Origin of the sequence: Campylobacter sp. RKI_CA19_01128 (genome assembly GCF_025771175.1) — a bacterium.
Lineage (GTDB): Bacteria > Campylobacterota > Campylobacteria > Campylobacterales > Campylobacteraceae > Campylobacter_D.
Genome location: NZ_JAKMPU010000004.1, coordinates 1 through 25,769, shown reverse-complemented (window position 1 = coordinate 25,769; position 25,769 = coordinate 1). Strand labels below are relative to the sequence as shown.

General features: G+C 29.4%; 26 protein-coding genes and 1 tRNA gene. 15 read left to right on the top strand and 12 right to left on the bottom strand.

The features are described from left to right. Window positions 1-7 precede the first annotated feature (7 nt). Entirely contained in the window at window positions 8-1,075 is a 1,068-nt protein-coding gene (gene dnaN, locus L8U98_RS03785) for a DNA polymerase III subunit beta (RefSeq protein WP_039617031.1), read from the bottom strand. Window positions 1,076-1,207: 132 nt separating this feature from the next. After that, window positions 1,208-2,536 carry a chromosomal replication initiator protein DnaA gene (gene dnaA / locus L8U98_RS03780; RefSeq protein ID WP_263724984.1) on the bottom strand — a complete coding sequence of 443 codons (1,329 nt, stop codon included), beginning with the start codon at window positions 2,534-2,536 and terminating at the stop codon, window positions 1,208-1,210. Between the two features lie 122 nt (window positions 2,537-2,658). On the opposite strand from dnaA, the gene ruvC reads away from it, so the two are divergent. Beyond that, on the top strand, window positions 2,659-3,135 hold the full coding sequence (gene ruvC, locus L8U98_RS03775; protein WP_263724983.1) for a crossover junction endodeoxyribonuclease RuvC: 477 nt from the start codon (window positions 2,659-2,661) through the stop codon (window positions 3,133-3,135). A gap of 2 nt (window positions 3,136-3,137) precedes the next feature. Here ruvC and L8U98_RS03770 read toward each other — a convergent pair whose 3' ends face one another. Beyond that, the gene (locus L8U98_RS03770; protein WP_039668996.1) at window positions 3,138-3,770 is read right to left on the bottom strand and encodes a hypothetical protein; all 633 of its coding nucleotides are present in this window, start codon (window positions 3,768-3,770) and stop codon (window positions 3,138-3,140) included. 121 nt (window positions 3,771-3,891) lie between these two features. Between L8U98_RS03770 and L8U98_RS03765 the strand changes: the two genes are divergently transcribed. Then, window positions 3,892-4,512 carry a DUF305 domain-containing protein gene (locus L8U98_RS03765; protein ID WP_263724982.1) on the top strand — a complete coding sequence of 207 codons (621 nt, stop codon included), beginning with the start codon at window positions 3,892-3,894 and terminating at the stop codon, window positions 4,510-4,512. A gap of 24 nt (window positions 4,513-4,536) precedes the next feature. Here L8U98_RS03765 and L8U98_RS03760 read toward each other — a convergent pair. The 3 genes from L8U98_RS03760 to L8U98_RS03750 form a co-directional block, all read right to left on the bottom strand. Further along, window positions 4,537-4,612 (bottom strand) — tRNA-Val (locus L8U98_RS03760). A 45-nt stretch (window positions 4,613-4,657) separates the two neighbouring features. Further along, entirely contained in the window at window positions 4,658-5,848 is a 1,191-nt protein-coding gene (locus L8U98_RS03755) for a replication-associated recombination protein A (RefSeq protein ID WP_114640745.1), read from the bottom strand. Continuing rightward, on the bottom strand, window positions 5,845-7,020 hold the full coding sequence (locus L8U98_RS03750; protein WP_263724981.1) for a YdgA family protein: 1,176 nt from the start codon (window positions 7,018-7,020) through the stop codon (window positions 5,845-5,847). The genes L8U98_RS03755 and L8U98_RS03750 overlap by 4 nt, the downstream gene beginning before the upstream one ends. Window positions 7,021-7,151: 131 nt before the next feature. Between L8U98_RS03750 and glmM the strand changes: the two genes are divergently transcribed. From glmM to hemJ, 3 genes are read left to right on the top strand one after another with little or no spacing between them, the layout of a single operon-like run. Next, entirely contained in the window at window positions 7,152-8,489 is a 1,338-nt protein-coding gene (glmM, locus tag L8U98_RS03745; protein ID WP_039629248.1) for a phosphoglucosamine mutase, read from the top strand. Then, a complete protein-coding gene (gene lspA, locus L8U98_RS03740; RefSeq protein WP_263724980.1) occupies window positions 8,482-8,937 on the top strand; it encodes a signal peptidase II in 456 nt (151 codons plus the stop codon). Before glmM ends, lspA begins: the two co-directional genes overlap by 8 nt. Beyond that, window positions 8,931-9,380 carry a protoporphyrinogen oxidase HemJ gene (gene hemJ, locus L8U98_RS03735; RefSeq protein WP_039627278.1) on the top strand — a complete coding sequence of 150 codons (450 nt, stop codon included), beginning with the start codon at window positions 8,931-8,933 and terminating at the stop codon, window positions 9,378-9,380. The genes lspA and hemJ overlap by 7 nt, the downstream gene beginning before the upstream one ends. 25 nt (window positions 9,381-9,405) lie before the next feature. Here the strand turns inward: hemJ and L8U98_RS03730 are convergent, their stop codons facing one another. Next, the gene (locus L8U98_RS03730) at window positions 9,406-10,743 is read right to left on the bottom strand and encodes a coproporphyrinogen III oxidase family protein (RefSeq protein ID WP_263724979.1); all 1,338 of its coding nucleotides are present in this window, start codon (window positions 10,741-10,743) and stop codon (window positions 9,406-9,408) included. Between the two features lie 75 nt (window positions 10,744-10,818). Between L8U98_RS03730 and L8U98_RS03725 the strand changes: the two genes are divergently transcribed. Next, window positions 10,819-11,010 (top strand): mini-MOMP protein, encoded by a 192-nt coding sequence (locus tag L8U98_RS03725; RefSeq protein ID WP_039627274.1) that lies wholly within the window; start codon window positions 10,819-10,821, stop codon window positions 11,008-11,010. Between the two features lie 18 nt (window positions 11,011-11,028). Here L8U98_RS03725 and L8U98_RS03720 read toward each other — a convergent pair whose 3' ends face one another. The 5 genes from L8U98_RS03720 to ccoG all read right to left on the bottom strand — a co-directional run bounded on the left by L8U98_RS03720 (window position 11,029) and on the right by ccoG (window position 18,764). Then, window positions 11,029-12,471, bottom strand: a complete 1,443-nt coding sequence (locus L8U98_RS03720; protein ID WP_263724978.1) for an efflux transporter outer membrane subunit — start codon at window positions 12,469-12,471, stop codon at window positions 11,029-11,031. Beyond that, on the bottom strand, window positions 12,464-15,586 hold the full coding sequence (locus tag L8U98_RS03715) for an efflux RND transporter permease subunit (protein ID WP_263724977.1): 3,123 nt from the start codon (window positions 15,584-15,586) through the stop codon (window positions 12,464-12,466). Before L8U98_RS03715 ends, L8U98_RS03720 begins: the two co-directional genes overlap by 8 nt. Next, the gene (locus L8U98_RS03710; protein WP_263724976.1) at window positions 15,586-16,683 is read right to left on the bottom strand and encodes an efflux RND transporter periplasmic adaptor subunit; all 1,098 of its coding nucleotides are present in this window, start codon (window positions 16,681-16,683) and stop codon (window positions 15,586-15,588) included. The genes L8U98_RS03715 and L8U98_RS03710 overlap by 1 nt, the downstream gene beginning before the upstream one ends. Before the next feature lie 81 nt (window positions 16,684-16,764). After that, complete coding sequence (locus tag L8U98_RS03705; RefSeq protein WP_263682807.1) at window positions 16,765-17,391, bottom strand: TetR/AcrR family transcriptional regulator; 627 nt, start codon at window positions 17,389-17,391, stop codon at window positions 16,765-16,767. Then, a complete protein-coding gene (gene ccoG, locus L8U98_RS03700) occupies window positions 17,388-18,764 on the bottom strand; it encodes a cytochrome c oxidase accessory protein CcoG (RefSeq protein WP_263724975.1) in 1,377 nt (458 codons plus the stop codon). Before ccoG ends, L8U98_RS03705 begins: the two co-directional genes overlap by 4 nt. Before the next feature lie 184 nt (window positions 18,765-18,948). On the opposite strand from ccoG, the gene rpsU reads away from it, so the two are divergent. The 9 genes from rpsU to L8U98_RS03655 form a co-directional block, all read left to right on the top strand. After that, complete coding sequence (gene rpsU / locus L8U98_RS03695; protein WP_002780697.1) at window positions 18,949-19,161, top strand: 30S ribosomal protein S21; 213 nt, start codon at window positions 18,949-18,951, stop codon at window positions 19,159-19,161. Window positions 19,162-19,203: 42 nt separating this feature from the next. Then, window positions 19,204-19,809, top strand: coding sequence for a LysE family transporter (locus tag L8U98_RS03690; protein ID WP_263724974.1), 606 nt, complete (start codon window positions 19,204-19,206; stop codon window positions 19,807-19,809). 72 nt (window positions 19,810-19,881) lie between these two features. Beyond that, a complete protein-coding gene (locus L8U98_RS03685; protein WP_263663661.1) occupies window positions 19,882-20,499 on the top strand; it encodes a UPF0323 family lipoprotein in 618 nt (205 codons plus the stop codon). A gap of 9 nt (window positions 20,500-20,508) precedes the next feature. Continuing rightward, window positions 20,509-21,681 (top strand): glutathionylspermidine synthase family protein, encoded by a 1,173-nt coding sequence (locus L8U98_RS03680; RefSeq protein ID WP_263724973.1) that lies wholly within the window; start codon window positions 20,509-20,511, stop codon window positions 21,679-21,681. Continuing rightward, the gene (locus L8U98_RS03675) at window positions 21,681-22,613 is read left to right on the top strand and encodes a D-2-hydroxyacid dehydrogenase (protein WP_263724972.1); all 933 of its coding nucleotides are present in this window, start codon (window positions 21,681-21,683) and stop codon (window positions 22,611-22,613) included. The genes L8U98_RS03680 and L8U98_RS03675 overlap by 1 nt, the downstream gene beginning before the upstream one ends. Next, window positions 22,603-23,094, top strand: a complete 492-nt coding sequence (locus L8U98_RS03670; protein WP_263724971.1) for a YajQ family cyclic di-GMP-binding protein — start codon at window positions 22,603-22,605, stop codon at window positions 23,092-23,094. The genes L8U98_RS03675 and L8U98_RS03670 overlap by 11 nt, the downstream gene beginning before the upstream one ends. Continuing rightward, window positions 23,091-23,570: a hypothetical protein gene (locus L8U98_RS03665; RefSeq protein WP_263724970.1), complete on the top strand. Its 480-nt coding sequence runs from the start codon at window positions 23,091-23,093 to the stop codon at window positions 23,568-23,570. The genes L8U98_RS03670 and L8U98_RS03665 overlap by 4 nt, the downstream gene beginning before the upstream one ends. Window positions 23,571-23,578: 8 nt before the next feature. Continuing rightward, window positions 23,579-25,291, top strand: a complete 1,713-nt coding sequence (locus L8U98_RS03660) for an ATP-binding protein (RefSeq protein WP_263724969.1) — start codon at window positions 23,579-23,581, stop codon at window positions 25,289-25,291. A gap of 63 nt (window positions 25,292-25,354) precedes the next feature. Beyond that, window positions 25,355-25,769, top strand: a 415-nt coding sequence (locus tag L8U98_RS03655; protein ID WP_263663656.1) for a PepSY-like domain-containing protein, incomplete at its 3' end; no start/stop codon positions are given.

The following is a 25,769-nucleotide window of genomic DNA, read 5'->3' as shown; positions in this document are numbered from 1 at the left end:
ATTTTCCTTATAAAATAACTGGCATAATTACAGTTTGTAATTCTTCACTTGAAACTAAAAATGCCATATGAGGTTCATTTATGCTAAGTTTGAATGTTTCGCTTTCAATAGAATTTAAAAAGTCAGTGATGAATTTATTTTTAATGCAAAGATTAAATTCCTCATCTATATTAAGTTCCATTTCAAGTTCAGTTTTTGCTTCCATATTATCTAAACTGATACCTTCAAATACAAGTTTATCTTTATGGAAATTTAATTTCATTTTTTCAGTAATTACATTGATTTTTTTCAATGCATCCATAAATTCTTCAGTTTTAAAAATAAATTCTTTTGTAATATTTTTTGGAATTACTCTTTCATAATCAGGGAATTTATCATTAATAAGTTTTGTGAAAAACTCAAAATTATCATTTTTTGCAATCAATATATTTTCATCATAATAAATTTCAATTTTTTCAAAAAAGATTTTTTGCATTTCTAAAATAGCTTTTTTAGGGATACAAAGGTTAAATTCTTTTTCATTTGTTTTATTAAGTGTGAAAACTGCTAAGCGTTTTGTATCTGTTCCTACGAAACTAATGTGAGTTGTTTTTATATCAAGTAAAGCACCATTTAAAGAATATTTTGGATTATTTGTATCAACTGCAGGTAGGATTTTTTTCAAAGATCTACTTAAATCACTTGAATCAATATCAAATTTATCTTTTCCTTCAGTGCTTGGGAAATTTGGAAAATCTTCATAATTAAACATAGGAAGTTTATATTTAGTTCCTTTTTGTCTAATAAAAAGGAAATTTTCTATGGTTTCTAAGACTACATCTTCGTTATTTAAACTTTTTATAATATCTAAAATACTTTTAGCATTAGCAGTTGCAAAACCTGCACTTTCAACTTTAATTTTTTTGATTTTATAATTAATACCTATTTCATAATCACTTGCTCTTATGATTAATTTATCTTCAACTACTTCAAAAAGTAAGTGAGAAGCGATATTGCTTGAGTCTTTTTTATCTACATAAGAGTTAGTCAAAACTATGGCAGATTCTAAAGTGTTTTTGTTAATGCTAATTTTCATTTTTACTTCCTTTATTTTTTAAATTTATTTTATCATAATAATAGGCAATGTGAAAATGTGAAATGCTTTTTAAAAGTCTTTTTTTATAGAAATTTTACTCGTAGAATAAAATTTTTTGTTTTTCACTTTTATTCACAGGGTGCTTTTTATTTTTGTCAAAATTTTATTTCTTAATTCTTCTACTATGGCTTTTAAGTTTTCATTTTCACTCATTAGTTCTTGAATTTTTTTAATATTATGTGAAATGGCGGTGTGATCTTTCATATTAAAAAATCTAGCAAGTTGAGGCATAGACATAGTCGTAAGTTCTCTTGCTAAAAATATCACAACCCTTCTTGCCATAACGATATTTTGTGTTTTTTTATTTGATTTTATATCATTAGGTTTAAGATTATAGCTTTTTGAAACATCAGCAAGTATATCTTCAACACTAATATTTTCTTTTGTTTCTTTAATGTGATCTTTCATAAAGCTTTTAACAATTTCTAAAGTGATTTCTTGGTTAAAAAGTCTTGCTTGAGCATTTAAATTTGTAATCATACCTTCTATTTCTCGGATATTATCTCCCATTGAAGTAGCGATATAGCTTATAACTTCAGGTTTAAGATAAATAGCATTAAATTCGCATTTTTTCTTGATAATTGCGATTTTTGTATCAAGCTGAGGTGGAGTGATATCTGCGATGATCCCATTTGCAAAACGACTTTTTAAGCGTTCTGTTATGCCCTTTAGCATATTTGGAGGATTGTCACTTGTCATGATGATTTGTCCAAATTTTTCTTTGATTTCATTAAAAGTGAAGAAAAATTCTTCTTGAATTTTGTCTGTTTTACCTAAAAACTGCACATCATCGATGAGTAAAACATCGCAATTTTTGTATTTTTCATGGAATTTATTCATGGTTTTGTTATTTAAATGCATGGTAAAATCATTGATAAAATTATCACTTGTAGCATAAATAACCTTATATCCATTATCCAAACACACATTTCCGACAGCTTGAAGCAAGTGAGTTTTTCCAAGTCCTGTAGGGCCATAGATAAAGATAGGATTGTATAACTTTCCAAGTTTGCTTTTATCGGTAATGGCTTTGCAGGTTGCATAGGCAAATTGATTAGAATCTCCTACAACAAAACTTTCAAAAGTAAAAGAAGGGTTTAAAATAGTACTTTGAAATTTAATCTGTGAAATATCTGTAGAAAAATGTTTTTTCTCTACCTTTTGATCATTTGTGATGATTTTAACTTGAGGATTAATTCCTGTTTTTACTTCATAAAAATAAGCTAGTTTTTGTGCATATTTTGTTTGTATAAATTTAGCCAAAAAATGATTTGGTGCGATAAATACTAAGATATTATTTTTACTTAATTTTTCACTAAATTGTAAGTGAGAAATGTAAGTATTGTATTCGTTATTGCTAATTTCAGTTTTAAACTCAAGTAAAAAATCTTTTATATTCATTATTTTTCTTATAAATTATGATGTAAAACTTAAAATTCTAGCTTATTTTTTATAAAAAATGGTTAAAATTATTCACATAAAAATTTAAATTTCACATCTATGTGAATAAAAAGGTGAAAAGTTTGAAAGTTTTAGGGATAGATCCTGGTTCTAGGTATTGTGGATATGCTATTGTAGAAAGAATTAATAATAAAAATCAACTCATAGAAGCAGGGCTTATCAAAATCAAATCTAATGATTTGCAGTATCAAATCACAGAATTATGTGAAGGACTTGATTTAATCTTTAAAAATCATCAATTTGATGAGGTAGCTATAGAAGATATATTTTTTGCTTATAATCCAAAAACAGTTTTAAAACTAGCACAATTTCGTGGAGCTTTGAGTTTAAAAATCTTACAAACCCATGGAGAATTTGCAGAATACACACCTTTACAAGTGAAAAAAACCGTAACAGGTAAAGCAAAAGCCACTAAAGAGCAAGTAGCTTTTATGGTGAAAAGATTGCTTGGAATTTCAAAAGATATTAAGCCACTTGATATCACAGATGCTATTGCGGTGGCTTTGACGCATTTAGCAAATTTGAGAGTGAAAAAGTAATTTTATTTTCCATTTCCTATAAAATAAATTTCAACATCATGTAAAAGTTTTTCACATACAGCTGAATCAGTACTTTTTTCTACTACTAGATTGATGTGATTTTTGGTATCTCTAAAGCTACCTGCAGATTTTGAATTTTTTAATTCTAATTTTTGATTATCTTTTAGGTATTTGATGGTTATTACAAACTTATGTGCAGCACTTGCTTCGCCTAGATTAGTTTCTATTAAAACATTCATATTTGATGCTTTTGCTAGGGTTGCTTGGGTTTTATTAATCACTTCTTTCATTCTTCTATTGAGTTCTAAAATTCTTGAAATGAATTTATTATCTATACTTTCAAATGCGATTTTTAGTTTATTCATGATTTCTTGATTAGTTGGTTTATCAGGAGCTACATACACCATATATAAGCCGTTTTTAATATCTACTTTTGTGCTTTTTGTATCACGCCCACTACCAAAAATTTTAATATAAATGGCATTATCAAGATATACTCTATCTATCATAGGCCCATAAATTTCATATTCTCTTTTTCTTACGATTACTTCTCTTGCGGCTACTTGAATTTTTACTGAACAATCATGAATTATAGGTTCCATTTCTTTTTTTATTTCAAGTAGTTCTTTAAGCATTTTCCATCCTTGTGATATTTTTATATAAATTATAACAAAAAAAAATTGAATTTTTTTGTTAATTTTAGTTTGTGATATTTTTATATATTTTTGATTTTAAATTAAAAGTTTAAGGAAATAAATGAAAATAAAAACTATAGTTTCAAGTTTAGTTTTAGCAAGTGCTTTATTTGCTGCAAATTCTCATCATGCTCATCATGGAGCTTCTGGAAGTATTTCATCACAAATCATGATGAGTATGCATGAACCTATGATGAAAAATCCTTTAGTACAAAGCAATGATATAGAAAGAGATTTTTTAGCTAATATGATTCCACATCATCAAGGTGCTATTGATTCATCTAAGCTTTTATTAGAACATACTAAAAGTGAAGAGATGAAAAAAATCGCTCAAAATATCATCAAAGCTCAAGAAAAAGAAATTCAAGAATTTCAAGAAATTCTAGATAAAAATCTTTATACAAAAACTCAAATTGATGAAGAAACTTATAAAAAATTCGTTCAAGAAGAAAAAGAGTTAATGCAAAAAATGATGATTTTAATGAGCTCGGTTAAAGAAAACAAAAACATTAATAAAGACTTTTTGGAAGCGATGATAGCACATCATCAAGGTGCAGTAGATGTTTCAAAACAAATTTTATTTTACTCTAAAGACAAAACTATCACTGATATAGCGAAAAAAATTATTTTAGATCAAGAAAAAGAAATTCAAGAATTTACGAATTTGTTAAAATATATGTAGTGAATTAATCGAAAGAAATAAAAATGGTGGCTCCGATTGGACTTGAACCAACGACCACCACCATGTCAAGGTGGTGCTCTACCAACTGAGCTACGGAACCAAAAAATGAAAATTATATAAAAATATTTTTACATTGTGCTTAAAATCACTTTTTAACTTTTTTCATATCGTTTAGCCATAAGTCTAGCTGCGCTTCAAAACCTATGCCTTTGCTATGATAAAATTTCAAATCTTTTTCTAGATATCTTTGCTTAACCCAGCCACCAAAATCATGCGGGTAAAGGTAGTTTTTTCTTTGTGGGTTGTTATTATCAAGATAAGGGAGTATTTTTAAAGCTGGGTTGTTTTGCACATAATTTAGCGCTTCATTTATAGCAAGATAGCTTGAGTTTGACTTGGGCGAACTTGCTAAAAATACCACACATTGAGCTAAGATGATCCTAGCTTCAGGATAGCCTATGTTTTTTACTGCTATGAGTGTGCTTGTGGCTAGATTAAGTGCTTGTGGGTTTGCATTTGATATATCTTCACTTGCAAATATCACTAATCTTCTAGCGATGAAATCCGCACTTTCACCCCCATCGATCAACCTCGCAAGATAATACAAACTCGCATCCACATCACTTCCTCTTAAGCTTTTTATCATAGAACTAGCTAGTTTATAGTGTGTATCTTTACTTGAAGTGCCATCGCTTAAAACATTTGCTCTTAATTTTTTCAAAGTTTCAAGCGTGATATGAGTGCTATCTAAAGCCAAAGCAAACTCACATAAATTTAAAAAGCTTCTTGCATCATTTGCACTAGAAGTGATTAAAAAGTCTTTGGCATCATCATCAATTTTACATTGGAGTTTTTCTTGTACTTTTGTGGCAAGTTTTTCTAAGTCTTTATATTCTAAACCTTTAAATTCAAAAAGCATACTTCTACTTCTTATGCCTGAAGTTAAAGTAAAGTAAGGGTTTTCAGTGCTTGCACCTATGAAAAGGCATTTTTGATTTTCCAAAGGGATTAAAAGCATTTCTTGTTGGGTTTTTGAAAGCCTATGCACCTCATCGATAAATATCAAAGGTTTATATAAAGAATTTTCATAATTACTTAGTATTTTTCTAAGCTCTTCAAGCTTAAAATTTCCTCCATCAAACTCATAAAAGTCTAGTTTATACTCATACGCTATTGCTCTTGCAAAAGAGGTTTTTCCACAACCTGCTGGACCAAAAAATACACTATGAGGGAGTTTTGAAACTTGTATGAATTTTTTAAAAATTTCTACTAAATTTTCTTGTCCTAAAACCTCATCTAAAGTTTTAGGACGAAAAGTTAAGCTTAAATTTGTCATTGTGGATTTATGGTAAGTCTTTCGCCATTAATGATAGTTGTAACATCACTTTTATTAGAATCATCATAGATAAAATCAAGCACATAAGAGCCATTATTATCTACAAAATAAGTATCAAAATTTGCAAAATCAGGCCAAATTTGACTAGGAAGAATTTCTGTGTTTGCATGAAATTGTGATTTTATATTGTTTTCAGTGAAAATAGTTTGTCCATTTGCGTCAAATTTTTTACCTTCTTTTTCAAAACTTAGATTATTTAAGATGATTTGTGGGTTTGCTTTTAAAAACTGACTTGCCAAAAGCATCATAGAAAAAATATCAGTGTTTGAATTTTGCATTAAGCTATCATAAGCTTTTTTAGAAAGATTATTAAAATTCATATCTAAATTAATATTATTTAACATAAAGTTTTCATTTGCAAGATTAAATTTAGCTAAATCTAGTTTTAAAACACTATCATAATCGTTTTGAGCATTTTGAGCTGTTTTTGCAAAAATTTTTAATTTATCAAAGTCAAAAGCAATAGAACTTATAAAACTAGCACTATCAATGCTTATATTTTGCTCACTATTTCTACTAGGGCTAAAAATATCACTAAAACTTAATTTTTGTATAGGAAATTCAAAAATTTTGATATTTTTTGCTTCTAATTTTTCTTCATGAGATAGTTGTTCTAACAAAACATAACCTAGATTAAGTTCCATATTTTTTACAAATTCCTCAGAACCTGTAATCTTAAAAGATGTGTTATTTAAAACTAAATTTGTATCATTGCGCGTAAAATTAATATCATTTATTTTTGCATTGATGTTAATGTCTCCACCTTTTGCACTAACTAAGATTTTAAAGATTTCTTCATTTGGGAAAATGCCTTTTAAGTCTTCATTTTCATTTAAAATAGAAACGATGGCATTATTACTTGCAAAAAAATTATTAGAAAAATCCACATTCACTTTAAAACTATAAGGCAAGTCATTTAGTGTAGCTATAAAACTTCCTTTGGAATTTAAAAGTCCTTTGGTATAGTTAGCATCTTCAACACTATAATATGCTGTATCTTGGCTCATTTGAGCAAATATTTTTCCATTGATTGAGTTAATGTAAGAAGCTGAGGTAAAAAATCCTATAGCTAGTAAAACTACTACTACAACCCCTGCGATGATTTTTTTCATTCATTTTCCTTAAGTGAAATTTTAAAAATTATATATTTTTATTACTAACTAATGTTTATAAAATTCTCACATTTATACATTACTTAACTTTTTTTCTTATAATTGCACTATTTAAAATCAAAGGTAAAAAAATGAAACTTTTTGGAACAGATGGAGTACGCGGTAAAGCGGGGGAGTTTTTGGATTCATTTTTAGCTATGCGTTTAGCTATGGCTGCTGGAATTTATTTTAAAGACAAAGCCCTTACAAATAATATCTTAGTAGGAAAAGATACAAGAAGAAGCGGTTATATGATAGAAAATGCTATCGTTTCAGGGCTTACTTCTATAGGATATAATGTTATAGAAATAGGTCCTATGCCAACACCTGCTATTGCGTTTTTAACTGAAGATATGCGTTGTGATGCAGGGATTATGATATCAGCTTCGCATAATCCTTACTATGATAATGGTATTAAATTTTTTGATGCACATGGAAATAAACTTGATGAGCAAGCAGAAGCAAAAATAGAAGAAATTTATTTTAATGATAAACTCATAGAAGAAGCAAGAACAACAAAATCACAAATTGGCCAAGCAAAAAGAATTGATGATGTGATAGGAAGATATATTGTTTCTATAAAAAATTCTTTTCCTAAAGAGCTGACTTTAAAGTCTTTGCGCGTTGTTTTAGATGTGGCTCATGGAGCTTCTTATAAGGTAGCACCTACGGTTTTTAAAGAACTTGGTGCAGATGTGATTGTGATCAACGATAAGCCAAATGGTTTAAATATCAATGAAAATTGCGGGGCTTTACATCCTTTAAATTTAGCTTTGGAGGTAAAGAAATTTAGAGCAGATGTGGGTTTTGCTTTTGATGGGGATGCAGATCGTTTGGTTGTTGTGGATGAAAAAGGCGAAGTAGCCCATGGAGATAGTCTTTTGGGTGTTTTAGCTTTATTTTTGAAAAAACAAGGCAAGTTAAAATCAAGCGTAGTTAGCACTATAATGAGCAATGGTGCTTTAAAAGAGTTTTTAACTAAACATAAAATCACACATGAAACTTGCAATGTAGGCGATAAATATGTACTTGAAAAACTCAAAGAATGTGGTGGAAATTTTGGTGGTGAGCAGAGTGGGCATATTATCTTTAGTGACTATGCAAAAACCGGAGATGGTTTGGTAGCTGCTTTACAATTTAGTGCTTTAATGCTTAGTGAAGCAAAAAGTGCAAGTGAAATTTTAAATCAAGTTAAGCCTTACCCACAACTTTTGCATAATCTTAAAATTTCAGAGAAAAAAGACTTAAGTAAGCTTGCAGGCTTGGAAGAGTTGAAAAAAGATTTAGAAAAAAAAGGAATTGCTAGTTTGTTTAGGTATTCAGGTACAGAAAATTTAATACGCTTATTGCTTGAAGCAAAAGACATTAAGCTTTTAGAAAAAGAAATGAAAGCTGTAGAAAGCTTTTTTATGAAAGCGTTGAATGCTTAAATTCCTGCCTTTAAAATTTTGGCTTGTTTTTGCTTTGATTTTTATACTAGATCAAGTAAGCAAGTATTTGTTTTTACAAGGGCTTGAGTATAAGGGTGAATTTTTTGATTTAGTTTTAACCTATAATACCGGTGTGGCCTTTTCAATGTTTGCATTTTTGGGAGAGTATTTAAAATACATACAGCTTGTTTTTATTTTGGCTTTGTTTGGGTATTTACTTTATCAAAAAGAGTTTTTTAAAACACATTTGATCGCTTTTGCCATTATGCTATCTGCTGGGTGTTCAAATTTACTTGATCGCTTTGTGCATATAGGCGTGGTGGATTTTGTATTTTGGCATAAGTGGTTTGAATTTGCTGTGTTTAATTTTGCTGATGTGATGATTAACATTAGCGTAGCTTTGATTTTAATAAAAGAAATTTTTAATAAAAAAGGAGAAAAATGTTAGATTTTTTGAATGAATGGTATTTATGGATTAAAATGGTGCATTATTTGGCTTTTGTTTCATGGATGGCTGGAATGTTTTATTTACCAAGACTTTTTGTCTATCACACAGAGCATAAAGACAATAAAGGCTTTGTGGAAGTGGTGAAAATTCAAGAAAGAAAATTGTATTTTTATATCCAAACTCCTGCTATGATAGCTACTGCAATCACTGGAAGTTTAATGATGATGGCCAATAAAGATGTGTTAATGGTAGGTGGATATATGCATGCTAAATTAACCTGTGCTTTACTTTTAATCATTTATCATTTGCAAAATTATTATTATTATAGACAACTTCAAAATGATACTTGCCAAAAAAGTGGGAAATTCTTTAGAGCTTATAATGAAATTCCAACAATATTATTTATAATCATCGCTATTATGATGGTGGTAAGACCGTTTTAGTAAAAAGCCTTTTTTTAAAGGCTTTTTATCCTTTAAACTCCATACTTTTAAAATCAAGTGGATCAACATTTTCTTGCATGATATTAATGCGTTCTTTATCTTGTAAGCGTTTATCATCTCTAAATACAGCACGCACTAAATCCATACCTGTGTAAAAATCTTTCATTAATACCATAAACAAATAACGTCCAAATTCACTTGTATATAAAGTATTGTTTTCTTTTTTTATAGCTTTACTTAGTTTAAGGCCTAAAAGCTCGATGAAAAGATCTTTTTCTAAATTACAATCTAAAGTTTTATTAAATTTATCAATTTCGATTTTACCAGTAAACATTTCGGTTAAAAAGACATATTTGATGATTTCTTTTTTACCAAAATTAGCTTTAGCAATATTTGCATTTTGTTTTTCTTTGATGAGTTTAGAATAATCATTTAAATTAAAAGCATTGATTAAAAGTTCTCCATCTAAAAAGCTAAAAGCCCCACTTCCCACGCCTAAATACTCATGATGGCTACTTACATACTCATCATTAAAGCTACTTTTTTCTAAAGAAAATGACCATGCATTATTTCTTTCATAATCTTTGAAAAAATCTACAATGATTTTATAAAACTCAAATTCATTATCTTTAAAACTTACTCCTAAAGTTTTTGCGATATTATCTTTGGTTAAATTGGATTTCATCAAAGGATAAGTTGTGATTTGTTGAGGTTTTAAACTCTTGGCTATTTCTAAATCATTGAGCAATTGCTCTTTAGTTTGAGAAGGAAAATTAAAAATCAAATCAAGACTCATAATAGGAAGCACGCCTATGGCTTTAGAAAGTTTTTCTTGAAGTTCTTTACTTGAACCAAATTTATGATATCTTGCTACTTTTTTTAAAGTATCATCATCAAAACTTTGTATACCGCAACTTAAACGATCTATAAGCCCTTTAAACATTTCTAATTTTTTAGGTTCGATATGGTTTGGATCGCTCTCGCAAGAAATTTCTTTGATGTTAAATAATTTTTTGCAAAGTTCTAAAGTTTTAGCAAGCTCTTCTTCGTTGATTAAAGTAGTACCACCACCCACATACATAGAAGTAAAATCAAATCCTTTATCTTTGACTTGTTTGATTTCTTCTCTTAAACTTTCAAAATATCTTTTTGCTAAATCTTCATTGTAATAATACTTATGAAAGCTACAATATGGGCAAAAAGTATGACAAAATGGTATGTGAGCATAAAGCATATAAGATTTTTTTGGATTAACTTTTTTTTCTTGTCCTTCTTTTAAAAGTTTCACATCAAAACCATTCTCTAAAGATTTTTGCATAGCTTTGTGTGAGTAAGAAAGAGCTAAGTTTTGTAAAAAATTCATATTTTTCCTAAAAATTTCATTTTGTAGTTATTTAAAAAGACTATAATTGTATCATATTTTTACAAAGGCTTTATAATGAAAAAGATTTTTATAGCATTTTTTGTATTTTTATTAGGGCTTATAAGTGTGTCAAATTCTGCGCCTTTAGATGAAATTTTCCAAGATGTTAATGTTTCAGGTAGTATGCGTTATCGTTTTGAACATAATAGCCCAAAAGATAGAGGAAATAATAATTTTAATCAAAGAATTCAAATTCAAATGCATTAACAACTAAGCCTTAAAGACTTAGTTGTTATAAAAGTTTTCCTTTAAGTTTTCTTCCATAGCTTTGATGTTTTCTTTTGATTCTTCTTTAGCATTAAATCCTCCACCAAAAGCTTTCATAACATCTACAATGGAATTTGCAAGCTCATAAGATGAGTTAGTGTAAGAAAGTTTAGCATTTAGGTAATTTCTTTGATCTTGTAAAAAATCAGCCAAGTTAATCACACCATTTTCATATCTTAAGGTGGAAATTTCATAAATTTTACTTTGGGCTAGAAATAAATTTTTATAATTTTGCTCATTTTCATAATAGCTTTGGCGGTTAAATAAAGCAAGTCTTATTTCCCCAAAGGCTGTTTTTAAGGTATTTTCATATTGTAAAAATGCTTCATCTTTGGTAAGTTTTGCAATATTAACATTATTCATAATCTCACCCCAATGAAAAATCGGCATTGCAAAATTTCCAGCTACATTCCAAGTATTACTTCCATGTTTGACTAAAAGATCTAAATCATTACTTTGAAAGCCCAAAAGTCCTGTTAAAGAAAGGTTTGGTAAAAATGCAGTTCTAGCTACTCCAACAAGATAGTTTTTTTCTTCTAAAGTTTTTAAACTAGCTTGCACATCAGGTCTTTGAAGTAAAATTTCACTGCCAATGCCCTCAGGTATGCTAAGCTCGTATTGTCCTATTTTTTTATACTCTATGCTATTATAAAGTATATCATCAATATCATTCGAAGTTAAGATTTTTAAAGCTTTAGTATTAGCTTCTTTTTGAATTTTAGCATTTGTGAGTAAAACTCTTGAATTTTCAAGCTCAGCTTTAAATTTGTTAAGCTCATACTCACTAATTACTCCAAGTTTAAAATGCTCTAATTTTAATTCATAAGTTTTTTGATAACTTTGGGTTGTTTCTTCTAAAATTTTTACCTGCTCGCTTAAGCTTGCTAAGTTAAAATAAGTTTTTACTACATTAGAAATTAAGCTTAATCTCGCACTTTCATAGTCAAATTCACTAGCTTGTAATTTTGCTTTTGAAGCACCATAAGTATCTCTGTATTTGCCCCATAAATCTACTTCATAGCTTAAGTTTAAACCCATGTTAAAATCATTACCATAGACAAATTCATTGCTTTTGTTGCTTGGAGCATTAATGCTAGTTTTTCCTCTTGCTCCACTAGCACTTCCATCAAGCTTAGGAAGCAAATTACTTCTTGCTATACCTAAAGTTTCATAAGCTTTTTGTAAATTCATATATGCAATTTGCAAGTCGTTATTGTTTTTTAAAGCTTGATCGACTAAGGTGTTTAAATAATTATCATCAAAAGCTTTCCACCATTGTTTATTAATGCTAATGTTTTGATCTAAACTTTTAGTGTAATTTACATCTTTGATTTCTAAATTTGGTTTTAAACTACAAGCTGTTATTAAAAAACAACTTGCAAAAATTATTAACTTACGCATTGATTTTACCTCTTTTTTTATCAAGCCATTTATTAAAACTTTCTAGTAAATAGAAAAATAAAGGTACAAAGAAAATGGCTATAGTAGAAGCTGCTATCATACCCCCTATGACACCTGTGCCTATTGCATGACGGCTTGCACTTCCTGCTCCATAAGCAAAGTATAAAGGTAAAATACCACAAATAAATGCTAATGAAGTCATTACAATAGGTCTAAATCTTAATTTTGCTGCGCTAATAGAAGCATCAAAAATACTCTTTCCTTTTTTAAGATGTTCTTCCATAGCAAACTCAACAATCAAAATGGCATTTTTAGCTGAAAGACCTATTAAAAGTAAAAGCCCTGTTTGAAAATATATATCATTTTCTAAGCCTCTAAGCCATACAAGAAGTAAAGAGCCAAATACCGCAAAAGGTACAGCAGTGATTACTGCTAAAGGCATGAGCCATCTTTCATACTGAGCTGCTAGGATTAAAAATACAAATAAAAGTCCTAGTACAAAAGCTACTTGACCTGCGCCACTACTTGTAACTTCTTGATAAGCTGAACCTGCCCAGGCAATAGAATAATCCTCTCCCAAAGTTTCTTTAGCAACTTGTGCAATAGCATCGATTGCTTGTCCTGAAGTATAACCAGGAGCAGGATCACCTTGCACTAGTGCTGATGGGAACATATTAAAGCGTTTTACATCATCAGGTCCAACCCCTCTATGAAGCGTTAAAACGCTATCTAAGGCTATCATAGAACCATCATTTGCTCTAACAAAGATGTTTTTTAAAGCATTTTGTGTATTTCTAAAATCTCCAATGGCACTAATATTTACACGATAATTTTTCCCAAGCATAGAAAAATCATTTACATAATAAGTCCCTATAGTAGCATTTAGCGTGCTAAATACATCTGCTAAATTTAAACCATAAAGTTTTACTTTATCACGATCAATTTCTAATTTTAATTGCGGGAAATTAGTATCAAGTGTTGTTCTTACGTTGTTAAGTTCAGGACGTTTGTTTGCTGCTTCAACTAATTTATTTACATCTGCTTGAATTTCATCATAGCTTTTACCACCACGATTTTGTGCATACATTTCAAAACCACCAGTTAAACTTAATCCTTGGATTGGCGGTGGATTAACAAAGAAAGTTTGGAAATTTGGATTTAAAAAGTATTGTTTGTTATACATTCCTGTTAAATCAAAACTACTAGTATCTCTATCGTTCCAATCTTTTAAATTCACAAACATTGCACCGGCGTTTTCTTTTAAAGAGCCTGTGAAAAGATCATAACCTATAAGACCTACAATATTTGTTATGTTTTCATTTTTGCGTAGTTCTTCTGCCATAGCATCCATGGATTGAGTAGTTCTATTAAGAGAAGATGCTGCTGGTAGATTAACAATAGTTAAAAAATTTCCTTGATCTTCAGCTGGAACAAGTGAGTTTGGTACTAATTTAAATAATCCATATAAACCACCTATTAAAAGAAAAAATATTATAACAAAACGTACAGTTCTTTTAAGTATATAAGCTACACCGGCTCCAAAAACTTCAGTAGACCAATCAAAAATATCATTAAATTTTTTCACAAAATAAAATGGTTCACCTTCATTTCTTCTTAAAAAGATCGCACACAAAGAAGGAGTTAGAGTTAAAGCTACAAAACCTGAAATTGTAACTGAAATTGCAAGGGTTATAGCAAATTGTCTTTGAATTTCTCCCACAAAGCCAGATATAAATGAAACAGGTATAAATACTGCACAAAGTACAAGAACGATAGATACAACAGGTGCAGCAACTTCATCCATGGCTTTAATAGCTGCTTCTTTTATGCTTATATTTGGATCTTCATGCATGATTCTATCGATATTTTCAACCACAATAATCGCATCATCAACAACAATACCAATGGCCAAAACTAAAGCAAAAAGCGTAAGTAGGTTAATACTAAAACCTAAGACATATAATCCTGCAAAAGTTCCTAAAATAGAAACAGGCACAGCAATCATAGGTATGATAGTTGAGCGGAAATTTTTCAAGAATAAATACATTACAATCACAACCAAAATAAGTGCTTCAAAAAAAGTTTTTACCACTTCTTTAATAGAAGCTTTAATAAATATAGTTGTATCATAAGGCACTTTATAAGCTAAGCCCTCAGGAAAACTTTTAGAAAGTTCTTCAAATTTTTTCTGTACCAATTCAGCTGTACTTACTGCATTTGCTCCAGTTTGTAAGAAAATCAAAATAGGAGTTGCATCATTTCCATTTAATCTACCATTGAATGTATATTCTCTTGAGCCCAAAGAAACTTCAGCCACATCTTTAAGTCTTAAAAAAGAGCCATCGCTATTTGCTCTTATGATAATATCTTCAAATTCTTTGGTATTTTTTAACCTTCCTTGCATAGTTACTGAATACACATAAGGAGATCTTTCTACCACAGGCTCTTGACCTATCTTACCAGTAGCATATTGAGCATTTTGCTCACTAACTGCAGCGATAACATCAGTTGCAGTAACTTGGTATTTGTTTAATAAATCAGGATTAAGCCAAATTCTCATAGAATAATTTCTTGAGCCAATAGCTACAGCATTACCCACACCAGGAACCCTGGCAAGATCATCTAAGATATTTAATGCAGCGTAATTATATACTTCAAGTGAATCCATAGAACCATCAGGAGAATACAAAGTAGCAACCTCTAAAATGCTTGAGCCAGTTTTTCTTACACTAACACCGGTTTTTTTAACATCTTCAGGTAGTTTTGCCATAGCAGCTGAAATTCTATTATTAACATCAACTGTTGCTTGGTCAGGATCTGTACCTATGTTAAAATACACACTTAAGCTCATATCGCCTGAAGAGCTTGAAGTTGAATCCATATAAATCATATTTTCAACCCCATTGATTGCGTCTTCAAGAGGAATAGCCACTGTTTGAGCCACTGTTTGAGCATCAGCGCCTGAGTAATTTGCACTTACTTTTACAACGGGTGGAGTTAGAGAAGGGTATTGTTCTACAGGTAAAGAATAAAGCCCTATAATCCCTGCTAAAGAAATGATAATAGCTACAACAGAAGCAAATACAGGTCTTTCTATAAAAAATTTAGAAAACATTATTTATTCTCCATTACGCTAACGCTTGCACCAGGTCGGATTTTTTTGAAGTTATTTAAAATCACTTTATCGCCATTTTTTAAGCCCTTGTCGATGATTGCTTTATCAGAAGTTTGATAGATAACATTAACAATAGTTTTAACTACTTTTCCATCTACTAAGGTATAAACATAAGTAGCGCTATCATCTTGTAAAAGTGCAACTTGAGGAATTTCAAAACCATCTTTTTGAACAAAACCACCAACATGAACATTTGCAAAAGAACCAGGCATTAAGCTTGAGTTATTATTATCAAAAATAGCCTTTGCTTTTACTCCACCACTACGAGTGTCTATAACGCTATCTATAAAATACAATTTTCCATTGAAAAGCTCACCGCCAACATTAGCTTGCACTTGGATATTTTCTAATTGCCAGTTGCCACTTTGAATATTTTTATTCATATTGATTTTATCTACATCAGAAATATAAAAGTCTGCAAAGATTGGGTTAATGTTTGTAATGCGTACAAGCTCAGTTGATGAAGCATTTACATAATCACCCACATCCATTAGCGCATCTCCTAAAACCCCATCAAATGGAGCGCTTACCACGGTGTATTTTAAGTCTAATCTTGCATTGGCAAGCTTTGCTCTAGCGCTTTCTAAATTAGCCTTGGTAGAATTAAATTTAGCCAAACTTGCATCAAATTCTTTTTGTGAAATAGCATTTTTTTCTATTAGAATTTGATCTCTTTTGAAATTTTTTTCAGCATCATCAAAATTTGCTCTTGCGACTAAAGCATCTCCATAAGCCATATTTACAGTTGCTTGGTATTTATCAGGCTCTATAAGAAAAAGCTTATCGCCTTTTTTAACAGCTTGGCCACTTTTGAAATATTTTGCTTTGATTTCACCGCTTACTTTAGGCTTGATCACCACATCTAACTCAGTGCTTAATCTTGCAGGATAAGTAAATTCTAAAGGTAAATTAGCACTTTGCATAGTCATAATACTTACAGGTTGAGGAGGGAGTTGTTTAACTTGTGCATTTTTATTATCTGAGCATGCTACAAATATAAGCGAGGCACAAGCTAGAGTTAAAAGTTTTGTTTTCATTGGTTTCCTTAAATTATTTATTTAGCTAAAAAAGTAATTTATATTACAAAAATGTATGATTGTTATTCTATCAATCTTTGGTTAATTAAAATTAACAATTCCTTGAGTAAAAAGCTTAACAACTTTTTTTGCATGATTTTGTTGCTCTTTTTTACTCATTAAAACCTTATTTTCAAAAGTACTTTGTATAAAAAAGGTTCCCCTAAGCATAGCACAAAATGTATAGCTTAAAAATTCAGCATTTTTGGCTAAATTTTCATTATTTTCTTCTTCAAATCTTTTTTGAAGAACATATTCTACTTCTTTTCTATTGCTTCCTTTAAACCACTTCCCAAAATCAAATTTTTCATTATAAATTTCAGAATATAAAAGCCTTACTATAGCTATGGTTTTAGCGTCATTAAAAATTCCCAAATAAGCTTTAGCAAATTGATATAAAAATTCTTCTAAATTAGCATTGGGTGAAAGTTGCATATTTTTTTTCAAAATAGCTAGAAAATGATTTTCTGCAAAATCATTTAAAACCGCTTCAAATAAACCTTCTTTACTTTTAAAATGCTCATATACACAAGAAAATGAACCACCAGCTTGCTTGATAATATCTTTAAGATTGGTTGCTTCGTAGCCGTTTTCTAAAAACGACTCCGCAGCAATTTGTTTGATTTTTTCAAGCCTTGCTTGAGATTTTGAAGAAAGTTTTTTTATCATTGGTGTTTTTTGTGCTCTATAATTGAGTTTTTAGGATAGACAAAATTACTTTCTCTTGTGATTATGATATTTTTATCATCAAGTGCATATGCTTTAATAGTTAAAGGTATTACGGTATCTTTTCTATCATTATCAGCTAGTTTTTTAGTAGCTTTTAGTACAACTATTTGTTTATCTTTTTCTCCAGCTTTTAATTTAAAAGGTTTTTTTGGTCTAATGATTTCTAAACCATCATCAATACCTTGTAATTTCACATCAAAATAATAATCATGTGCTTTATTATCAGTGTTTTGGAATAAAAATACATAAGCATTGCTAATAATTAATTCTCCATCATGTGCTTTTCTAATTTGATAAAGCTCACTAGAGCGATTAATATTTAAAAGCATATTTTCTTTTTTGCTTCCCATTAAAACTAAGGCTGCAAAAACACCACATAAAACTACTAAATATCCGATAGTTCTAAATCTAAAATATTTTACCTTCTCTCTTGTTTCAATAGCTTTTGCACTAGTCCAATTAATCAAACTAGGGCGATCAAATTTAGCTTGAATTTTCGAGCAAGCGTCAGCACATTCAAGACAATTAATACACTCAAGTTGCATTCCTTGGCGTATATCTATATGTGTAGGACAAATTTTTACACAGGCTTCACATCCTATGCATTCACCTTGTGGTGGTTTTTGGTAAAGTTTAGTATGCCCATCATAAATCACTCCACCTCTTTTATCATCATATATAACTTGAACGGTATTATTATCAAACATTACAGATTGAATTCTTGCATAAGGGCATACATAAACACAAAATTTTTCGCCCAAATACACTATATCAAAAGTAAAGGCCAAAGAAGCACAAAATAAAATTCCCAAAAGCAATAAATGATCAGCAGGATTTTGAATATATATAAAAAAATCTTCAGGTGGTACAAAATACCATAAAAAAGCACTCATCATTAATATAGAAAAAAGATAAAAAATCACAATGCTTAAAGCTTTTTTGATAAAAAATCCATCTACTTGTTTTTGTTTATTTGCTGTGCTTTTGTGTATTTTAAATATTTTTGTTTGCAATAAATCTCTATAAATAACCCTAGCAATGGTTTGAGGACAACTCCATGCACACCAAATTCTTCCTGCTAAGGTAGTAACAAAAAGTATGGTTAAAAACATACCCATAATAAGAAATGGCATTAAATAAAGCTCTTGGGTATCAAAAGCTGTAAAAAATAAATTAAGTTTTTTATGATCAAAACTTAATAAAAAGAAATGATTTCCATTGATTTTGATAAAAGGCAAAGCAATGAAAATAACCATGGAAACGATATAAGCTATATATCTTTTCTTAGTATAATTAGTGACACAGGCACTCATTTTGATTTCCTTGTAAAATATTTTTTTAATTGTAATACTAGAAAAATTAAACCAAACTTTGTCTTAATTAAGAATTTATGTTTAATTTTTATTTATGTAATTATTACAAAAATAAATTTTATTTTCAAGTAAAATTATGGTATAATCAAAACTTTCAAATTTCCAACGAAAGGTGGTGAGGGTCGTGCCAGGAATCAAGGTACATCCTAACGAGTCTTTTGATGAAGCGTATAGAAAATTCAAAAAACAAGTAGATAGAAATCTAGTTGTTACTGAAGTTCGCGCAAGAAGATTTTTTGAGCCTATGACTGAAATTCGCAAAAAACAAAAAATTTCAGCACGCAAAAAAATGCTTAAAAGACTTTATATGCTTAGACGCTACGAGTCAAGACTCTAATACCAAAAAGCCGAATTTTCGGCTTTTCTTCGATTATTTTTTATGTTTCTTTGGATTTTAATCATTCATTTTTTTGGACTTATTTTACCAGGACCTGATTTTTTCTTAGTAAGTTCTTGTGCTTTAAGAGAAGGTATTAAAAGTGCTTTAAAAGCAAGTTTGGGTGTGAGTTTAGCCATGAGTGTGTGGATTATACTTTCTATATTTGGCTTGAGTGTGATTTTTCATCAATTTCCATTTTTGCAAATCGTTTTATCAAGCTTTGGAGCTTGCTATCTTTTGTATTTAGCTTATGGGATTTATAAAAATGCAAAAATAGGTAATATAAAAGTCCAAAAAACTCATATATCTGCATTTTTAAGTGGGATGATTACAAATTTATCCAATCCAAAAGTTATTTTTTATTTTGCTAGTGTTTTTGCAAGTTTTGATTTTGCTCAAATGCGATGGATGTTGATAGTTTTAATTTTTGTTTTGATCTTAGAAACTATAATTTACTTTTCTTTAGTTTCTTTATTATTTTCAAAACCTTTCATGGTAAGAATTTATCAAAAGAATTTAAAACTTATTGATTATTTAAGTGCTTTTATATTTTTTGCTTTTGCTGTGTTTATTTTAAGTAGTAATTTAATGATTATGATAAATTAAAGCAATTAATTTTTATTAATACTTTTTTTGTTAAAATCTTATTAAGTTAAACTTATAAATTTAGGAAAGATTATGAAACATATAAAAACTATACTTAAGCTTAGTATGATAAGCGGTATTGCTGCTATAAGTGGCGGTGCTTTAAGTGCGTGTAGCAACAATACAAATGATTCTAATAATGCATTAAGCCAAGCAGCAAATACTCAAGGTGCTTTTGTTATCATTGAAGAAACTGCTCCAAATCAATACAAAATCAAAGATCAATTTCCAAGTGATGAAACTAGGGTGGTTTTAAAACAACTTGATGGCACAGAAAGAGTTTTAAGCAAAGAAGAAATGGATAAATTAATCCAAGAAGAAGCTGCTAAAATAGACAATGGTACTTCAAATTTAACAAATCCAAACAATGCTCAAATGAGTAGCGGAGGACTTTCTTTGGGTGAGACATTGCTTGCAAGTGCAGCTGGTGCTATACTTGGTAGCTGGATAGGTTCAAAGCTTTTTAATAATCAAAATTTTGCAAATCAACAAAGAGGAGCATTTTCAAATCAAAGTGCTTATCAAAGAAGTGTAAATAGTTTTAATAAAGCAAGTACAAGTGCTACTTCAGGCTCGAGTGCGAAAAAATCAGGCTTTTTTGGTGGTGGTTCTAAGGCTACCTCAAGTTCTTCTAACTCTTTTGGATCTTAAGGGTGTAAAATGAATTTTTTAAAAGTAAATCCTTTAGAAAAATCTTACTTAGAACAAATAGGCTTTTCATGGCATACAGATAATGATGGGAGTGATTATTTAGATTCTAATTTAGTTTGTGTGAGGGAAAATGAAGCAAATGCATATTATGAAGCAGTAAATGAACTTTATGATATGTTTGTGGCTGCTGCGCAAGAAGTGATTGATAATGATCGTTTTGATGAGCTTGGAATTCCTTTTAATTTGGTTGATGCGATTAAGATGAGTTGGGAAAATGATGTGCATTGGCATTTATATGGTAGATTTGACTTAGCAGGTGGACTTGATGGTAAGCCTATAAAGCTAATAGAATTTAATGCTGATACTCCAACATCTTTATTTGAAAGTGCTATTTTACAATGGGCTATTTTAAAGCAAAATAACCTAGATGAAAGCTCGCAATTTAATAATATATATGAAGCCTTAAAAGATAATTTTAAAAGATTTATCACTTTAGAAGAAGATGTAAGTGAGTTTGAAAAATATTATGAGGGTTGGAAGATATTATTTTCTTCAATTGCAGGAAGTGATGAGGATATGATCACAACCAAACTTTTAGCACACATTGCTAGTGAAGCAGGTTTTGAGAGTGAGTTTTCTTTTATAGATGAAGTAGAATTTTCGCCCGAAGGTGTTTTTAAAAATGATGTAAATTTTGAGTATTTTTTCAAACTCATTCCTTGGGAGAGTATAGCCATAGAAGAGGGTGAGCTTGCTATGCTTTTAACGCAAATCATGCAAAATCAAAAAGCAATCATTTTAAATCCTGCTTATACTTTACTTTTTCAAAGTAAGGGTATAATGAAAATTTTATGGGAGCTTTATCCAAATCATCCTTTATTGCTCGAAACAAGCGATCAACCTTTAGTGGGTAAAAAATGTGTTAAAAAACCTGTTTTTGGTAGAGAAGGAGCCAATGTTTCTATTATAGAAGCTAATGGAGATGTATGTTTTGAAACAAAGGGAGATTATCAAAATAATCGCTTTGTATATCAAGAATTTGCTGAGTTTAATAAAAATGAAAATGATTATTACCAAGCAGGGGTTTTCTTTGCTTATGAGGGTTGTGGATTAGGTTTTAGAAAAGGTGGTTTGGTACTTGATAATTATTCTAAATTTGTAGGACATATAGTAAAAGATTAATGAAGATAGTATGCTTAGATGCTGCTACCTTAGGTGGAGCGGATTTAACGGTTTTTGAAAGTCTTGGCGAGTTTGTAAGTTATGACTTAACTTCTAAAGATGAGGTTATTGCAAGAATAGCTAATGCACAAGTTGTGATGATAAATAAAATCATCATTGACAAAAAAGTGATTGATAGCACCAATCTAAAGCTTATTTTACAACTTGGTACAGGGGTAAATAATATAGATGTAGCTTATGCAAATTCTAAAGGTATAGTGGTAAAAAATGCAGCTAGTTATTCTACAAAAAGTGTTTTAAGCCATACCTTTGCTTTGCTTTTTGCTTTTTTAAATCAAATTCCATATTATGATAAATGGAGCAAAGAAGGCAAATGGTGTGAGAGTAAAATGTTTTGTGATTTTAGCAAGACTTTACATACTTTAACCGGTAAAAAACATGGTATTATAGGACTTGGAGCTATAGGTAAAGAAGTAGCTAGGGTTTCTCAAATGTTTGGTTCTAAAGTTTGTTATTATTCTACTTCAGGAACTAACAATAATGATGAGTATGAAAAAGTAAGTCTTGAAGAGCTTTTAAAAACTTGTGATGTAATTAGCATCCACGCACCTTTAAATGAAAAAACAAAAAATTTATTAAGTAAAAAAGAGCTAATGCTTTTAAAAAATGAGGCTATCTTGATTAATGTAGGACGTGGTGGAATCATTAATGAAGCAGATTTGGCTCAAGTTATGAATGAGAAAAATATCAAAGTAGGGCTTGATGTGCTTGAAATAGAACCTATGATTAAAAATCATCCTTTGCTTAGTATAAAAAATAAAGAAAATTTAATCATCACTCCACATGTTGCATGGGCAAGTGAAGAATCCATACAAAATTTAGTCCAAATTGTATTTAATAATCTTAAGGAGTTTATAGAAAATGGCAAGTGAACATAGTTTTGATATTAGTGGGGAAATTGACAAGCAAGAGTTAAAAAATGCTTTAGAACAAGCTAAAAAGGAGCTTGATAGTAGATATGATTTAAAAGGCATTAAAAGTGAAATAGAGTTAAATGAAAAAGAAAGTGTTTATAAGCTTACTTGTTCTAGTGAAGCAAAGCTTGAAGTGTTAAAAGATATTGTTATTTCAAAGCTTATTAAAAGAGGGATAAACCCTAATGGCATTAAAGAGTTAAGTAGAGAAAGTGGAGCAAATTTCAGACTGAATTTAAAAGTTAATGACGCTATTGATGCTGATAGTGCTAAGAAGATTAACAAAGCTATAAAAGATAGTAAGTTAAAGGTAACTTCAAGCATTAGAGGTAATGAAATTCGCGTAGTTGGTAAGCAAATTGATGATTTACAAAGCGTGATGAAAATAGTAAAAGAACTCAATTTAGAACTTAATCTTAGTTTTAAAAATCTTAAATGAAAACTTTACTTCAAATAATTTTTTTGTGTTTTGTGTGTGTTTTTTTAAGCTCTTGTGCTTTAAAAAGTAAAACACAAGCACAAAGTGCTTATGTTATTTTAAAAACTCCAGAGTTTAAATTTGCTGATTATGGTTTTTTATATGAGGGAAAAAATTTTACAAGTTTAGAGCTTTATAGTGCTTCTAAAGCCTTACTTGAATTAAAAATTAGCGATAAAATTTGTGTTAATGGCATATGCTATGCAAAAATTTTTTTTAATAACAGATTTTTTAATAATGAATATTATGATGATTTTTTACAAGATCTAATCTACAAAAGACCTATTTTTTATGGAAAAAATAAACAAACTACTTCTTGTGGTTTTACTCAAAAGATTGTAAGTAAAAATTATGATATTTTTTATGAGGTTTGTGATAAAAATATGAGTTTTAATGATAAAAAATCCAAAATCAAATTTAGCATAAAGTCAATATAAAGGAAAATATGAAAGATTTAAAACTTTTTCTTAATGATACTTTTAAAAGCAATATTTATAAAAACTTACAATGCAGTGAAGATGAAATTTTAATTTTAAAGCATTTATGCAAAAATTATTTGCAGGCAAATGCAAGTATTAATGCTTATAATCTTCTTAGCGAAGTTTTTAAAAATGATGAGTATGAGTATTTAGATCATTTAAAAGATCTTAAAAATCTTATAGAAAAAGGTTTTATTGTTCAAATTTTTTCTGATTTTAAAGCAAGTAAAAACTCAAGCTTGCTTTTAAATTTGCTACAATGTGAGTTAAGTTTAAGTGAAGTTTTCTTACAAGTCTTAGAAAATAAAAGCATACAAGATTATATGCAAGATCAAATTTATGAAGATCATATTGCATATTTAAAAGATGAATTTTTTAAAATCGAGCTTTATCAAAGATTGCGTTTTTTTGCTAAAAGCTCTCAAAGCAAGAATATTAAAAAAGATATAGCTATATTTGAAGTATACATTAAAGAGCGTTTAAAGAAAAGTAAAATTTCTAATGTTTTAGCAGAGATTTTTAAAGAATATGCTTTAAATGATAAAGAATGCTTGATATTTATTAGTTTGTTAAAAGAAGAGTATTTGCTAAATACTGAAAATTCTTATAGTAGAGATTTTAATTTTTTGCTTCATTTAATTAGCGAGGATGAGACTCAAAAACAAGAAAACAAAGCCTTATTAGAAGAAGATTCTAAGCTACTTAGTTCAAATCTTTTAGAATATGATGAATTTGTTAATTCTTTGGGTGATATAGCTAAGATTTTTTATTTAAGTGATGATATTTTACAAAGAATTATTAATTTTAAAGAGCCAAAGAAGAATAAAAAAATTAAACTTCAAAATTTGGTTAAAGAGCAAGATATTTTTGAACTAATCGAGCCAAATATCAATATAGATGATGTTATTATGCCCCAAAGTACTAAAGATTTATTAGAAAGCATATTAAAACAACAAGATAAAAAGGTTTTAGAAAGATTAAATAAATGGGGTATAAAAACTAATAAAAATATAGAAGCTAAGATAATTTTCTATGGCCCTGCTGGTACGGGTAAGACTATGAGTGCGCTAAGTATGGCAAAAGCTATGAAAAAATCCATTTTGAGTTTTGATTGCTCGAAAATTTTAAGTAAATATGTGGGCGAGAGTGAACAAAATGTAAGAAAGATTTTTGATACTTATAAAGAGCTTTGTCAAACAAGTAAGCAAAGCCCTATTTTACTTTTAAATGAGGCGGATCAGTTTTTAAGTACTAGAGTAGAAAGCAGTGGCGGTGCTGATAAAATGCATAATCAAATGCAAAATATTTTTTTGGAACAAATCGAGCGCTTTAGTGGAGTTATCATAGCAACAACTAACTTTTTAGAAAGCTTAGATGTGGCTTTTTCAAGAAGATTTGAGTATAAAATTGAATTTAAAAAGCCAAATTATGAACAACGCTTAATGATATGGCAAAAAGCTTTACCTAAAAATGCTAAATTTGAAGGTAGTTTTGATTTAAAAAAATTAGCCTCATATGAATTAAGTGGAGCTCAAATTGTAATGGTGGTTAAAAATACGGCTTTAAAAGCGGCTATTTCTAAAGATGGTGTTTTTAAAATGAGTGATTTTTTACACACCATAGAAAAAGAAATAGAATCTTCATTTGACAAAAATAAGATAGTTGGCTTTAAAAATTAAAATTCACACAAATTTCACAAGCAAATAATATCATTCTTTCAACTTTTAGTTAAAGGAGAAAAAATGAAAATGAAATTAATGTTGGCTAGTTTGGTTTGTGCAAGTTCTATGTTTGCAGATATGATTGTTAGTCCAAGTGCTTTACCTCAAAAGGCTCAAGAGTTTTTAAACACTCATTTTAAAGGAGTAAATGTAGGTTATGTAAAACAAGACGTGGATTCTTACGAAGTAAATTTGGTTGATGGAACAGAAATTGATTTTATCATTAATGGAGACTGGAAAGAAGTTGATGGTAAATACAAAGGCATTCCAACAGGATTTATCCCAAAAGAAGTTGTTGCAAAAGTGCAAGCAGCGCAACCAAATGCAGCTATTGTAGAAGTAGATAAAAGAATTAATGGTTATAAATTCAGAACAAATAATATGATGGAAATTTATACAGATTTTAAAGGTAATATTTTAGGTCAAAAATTTGATG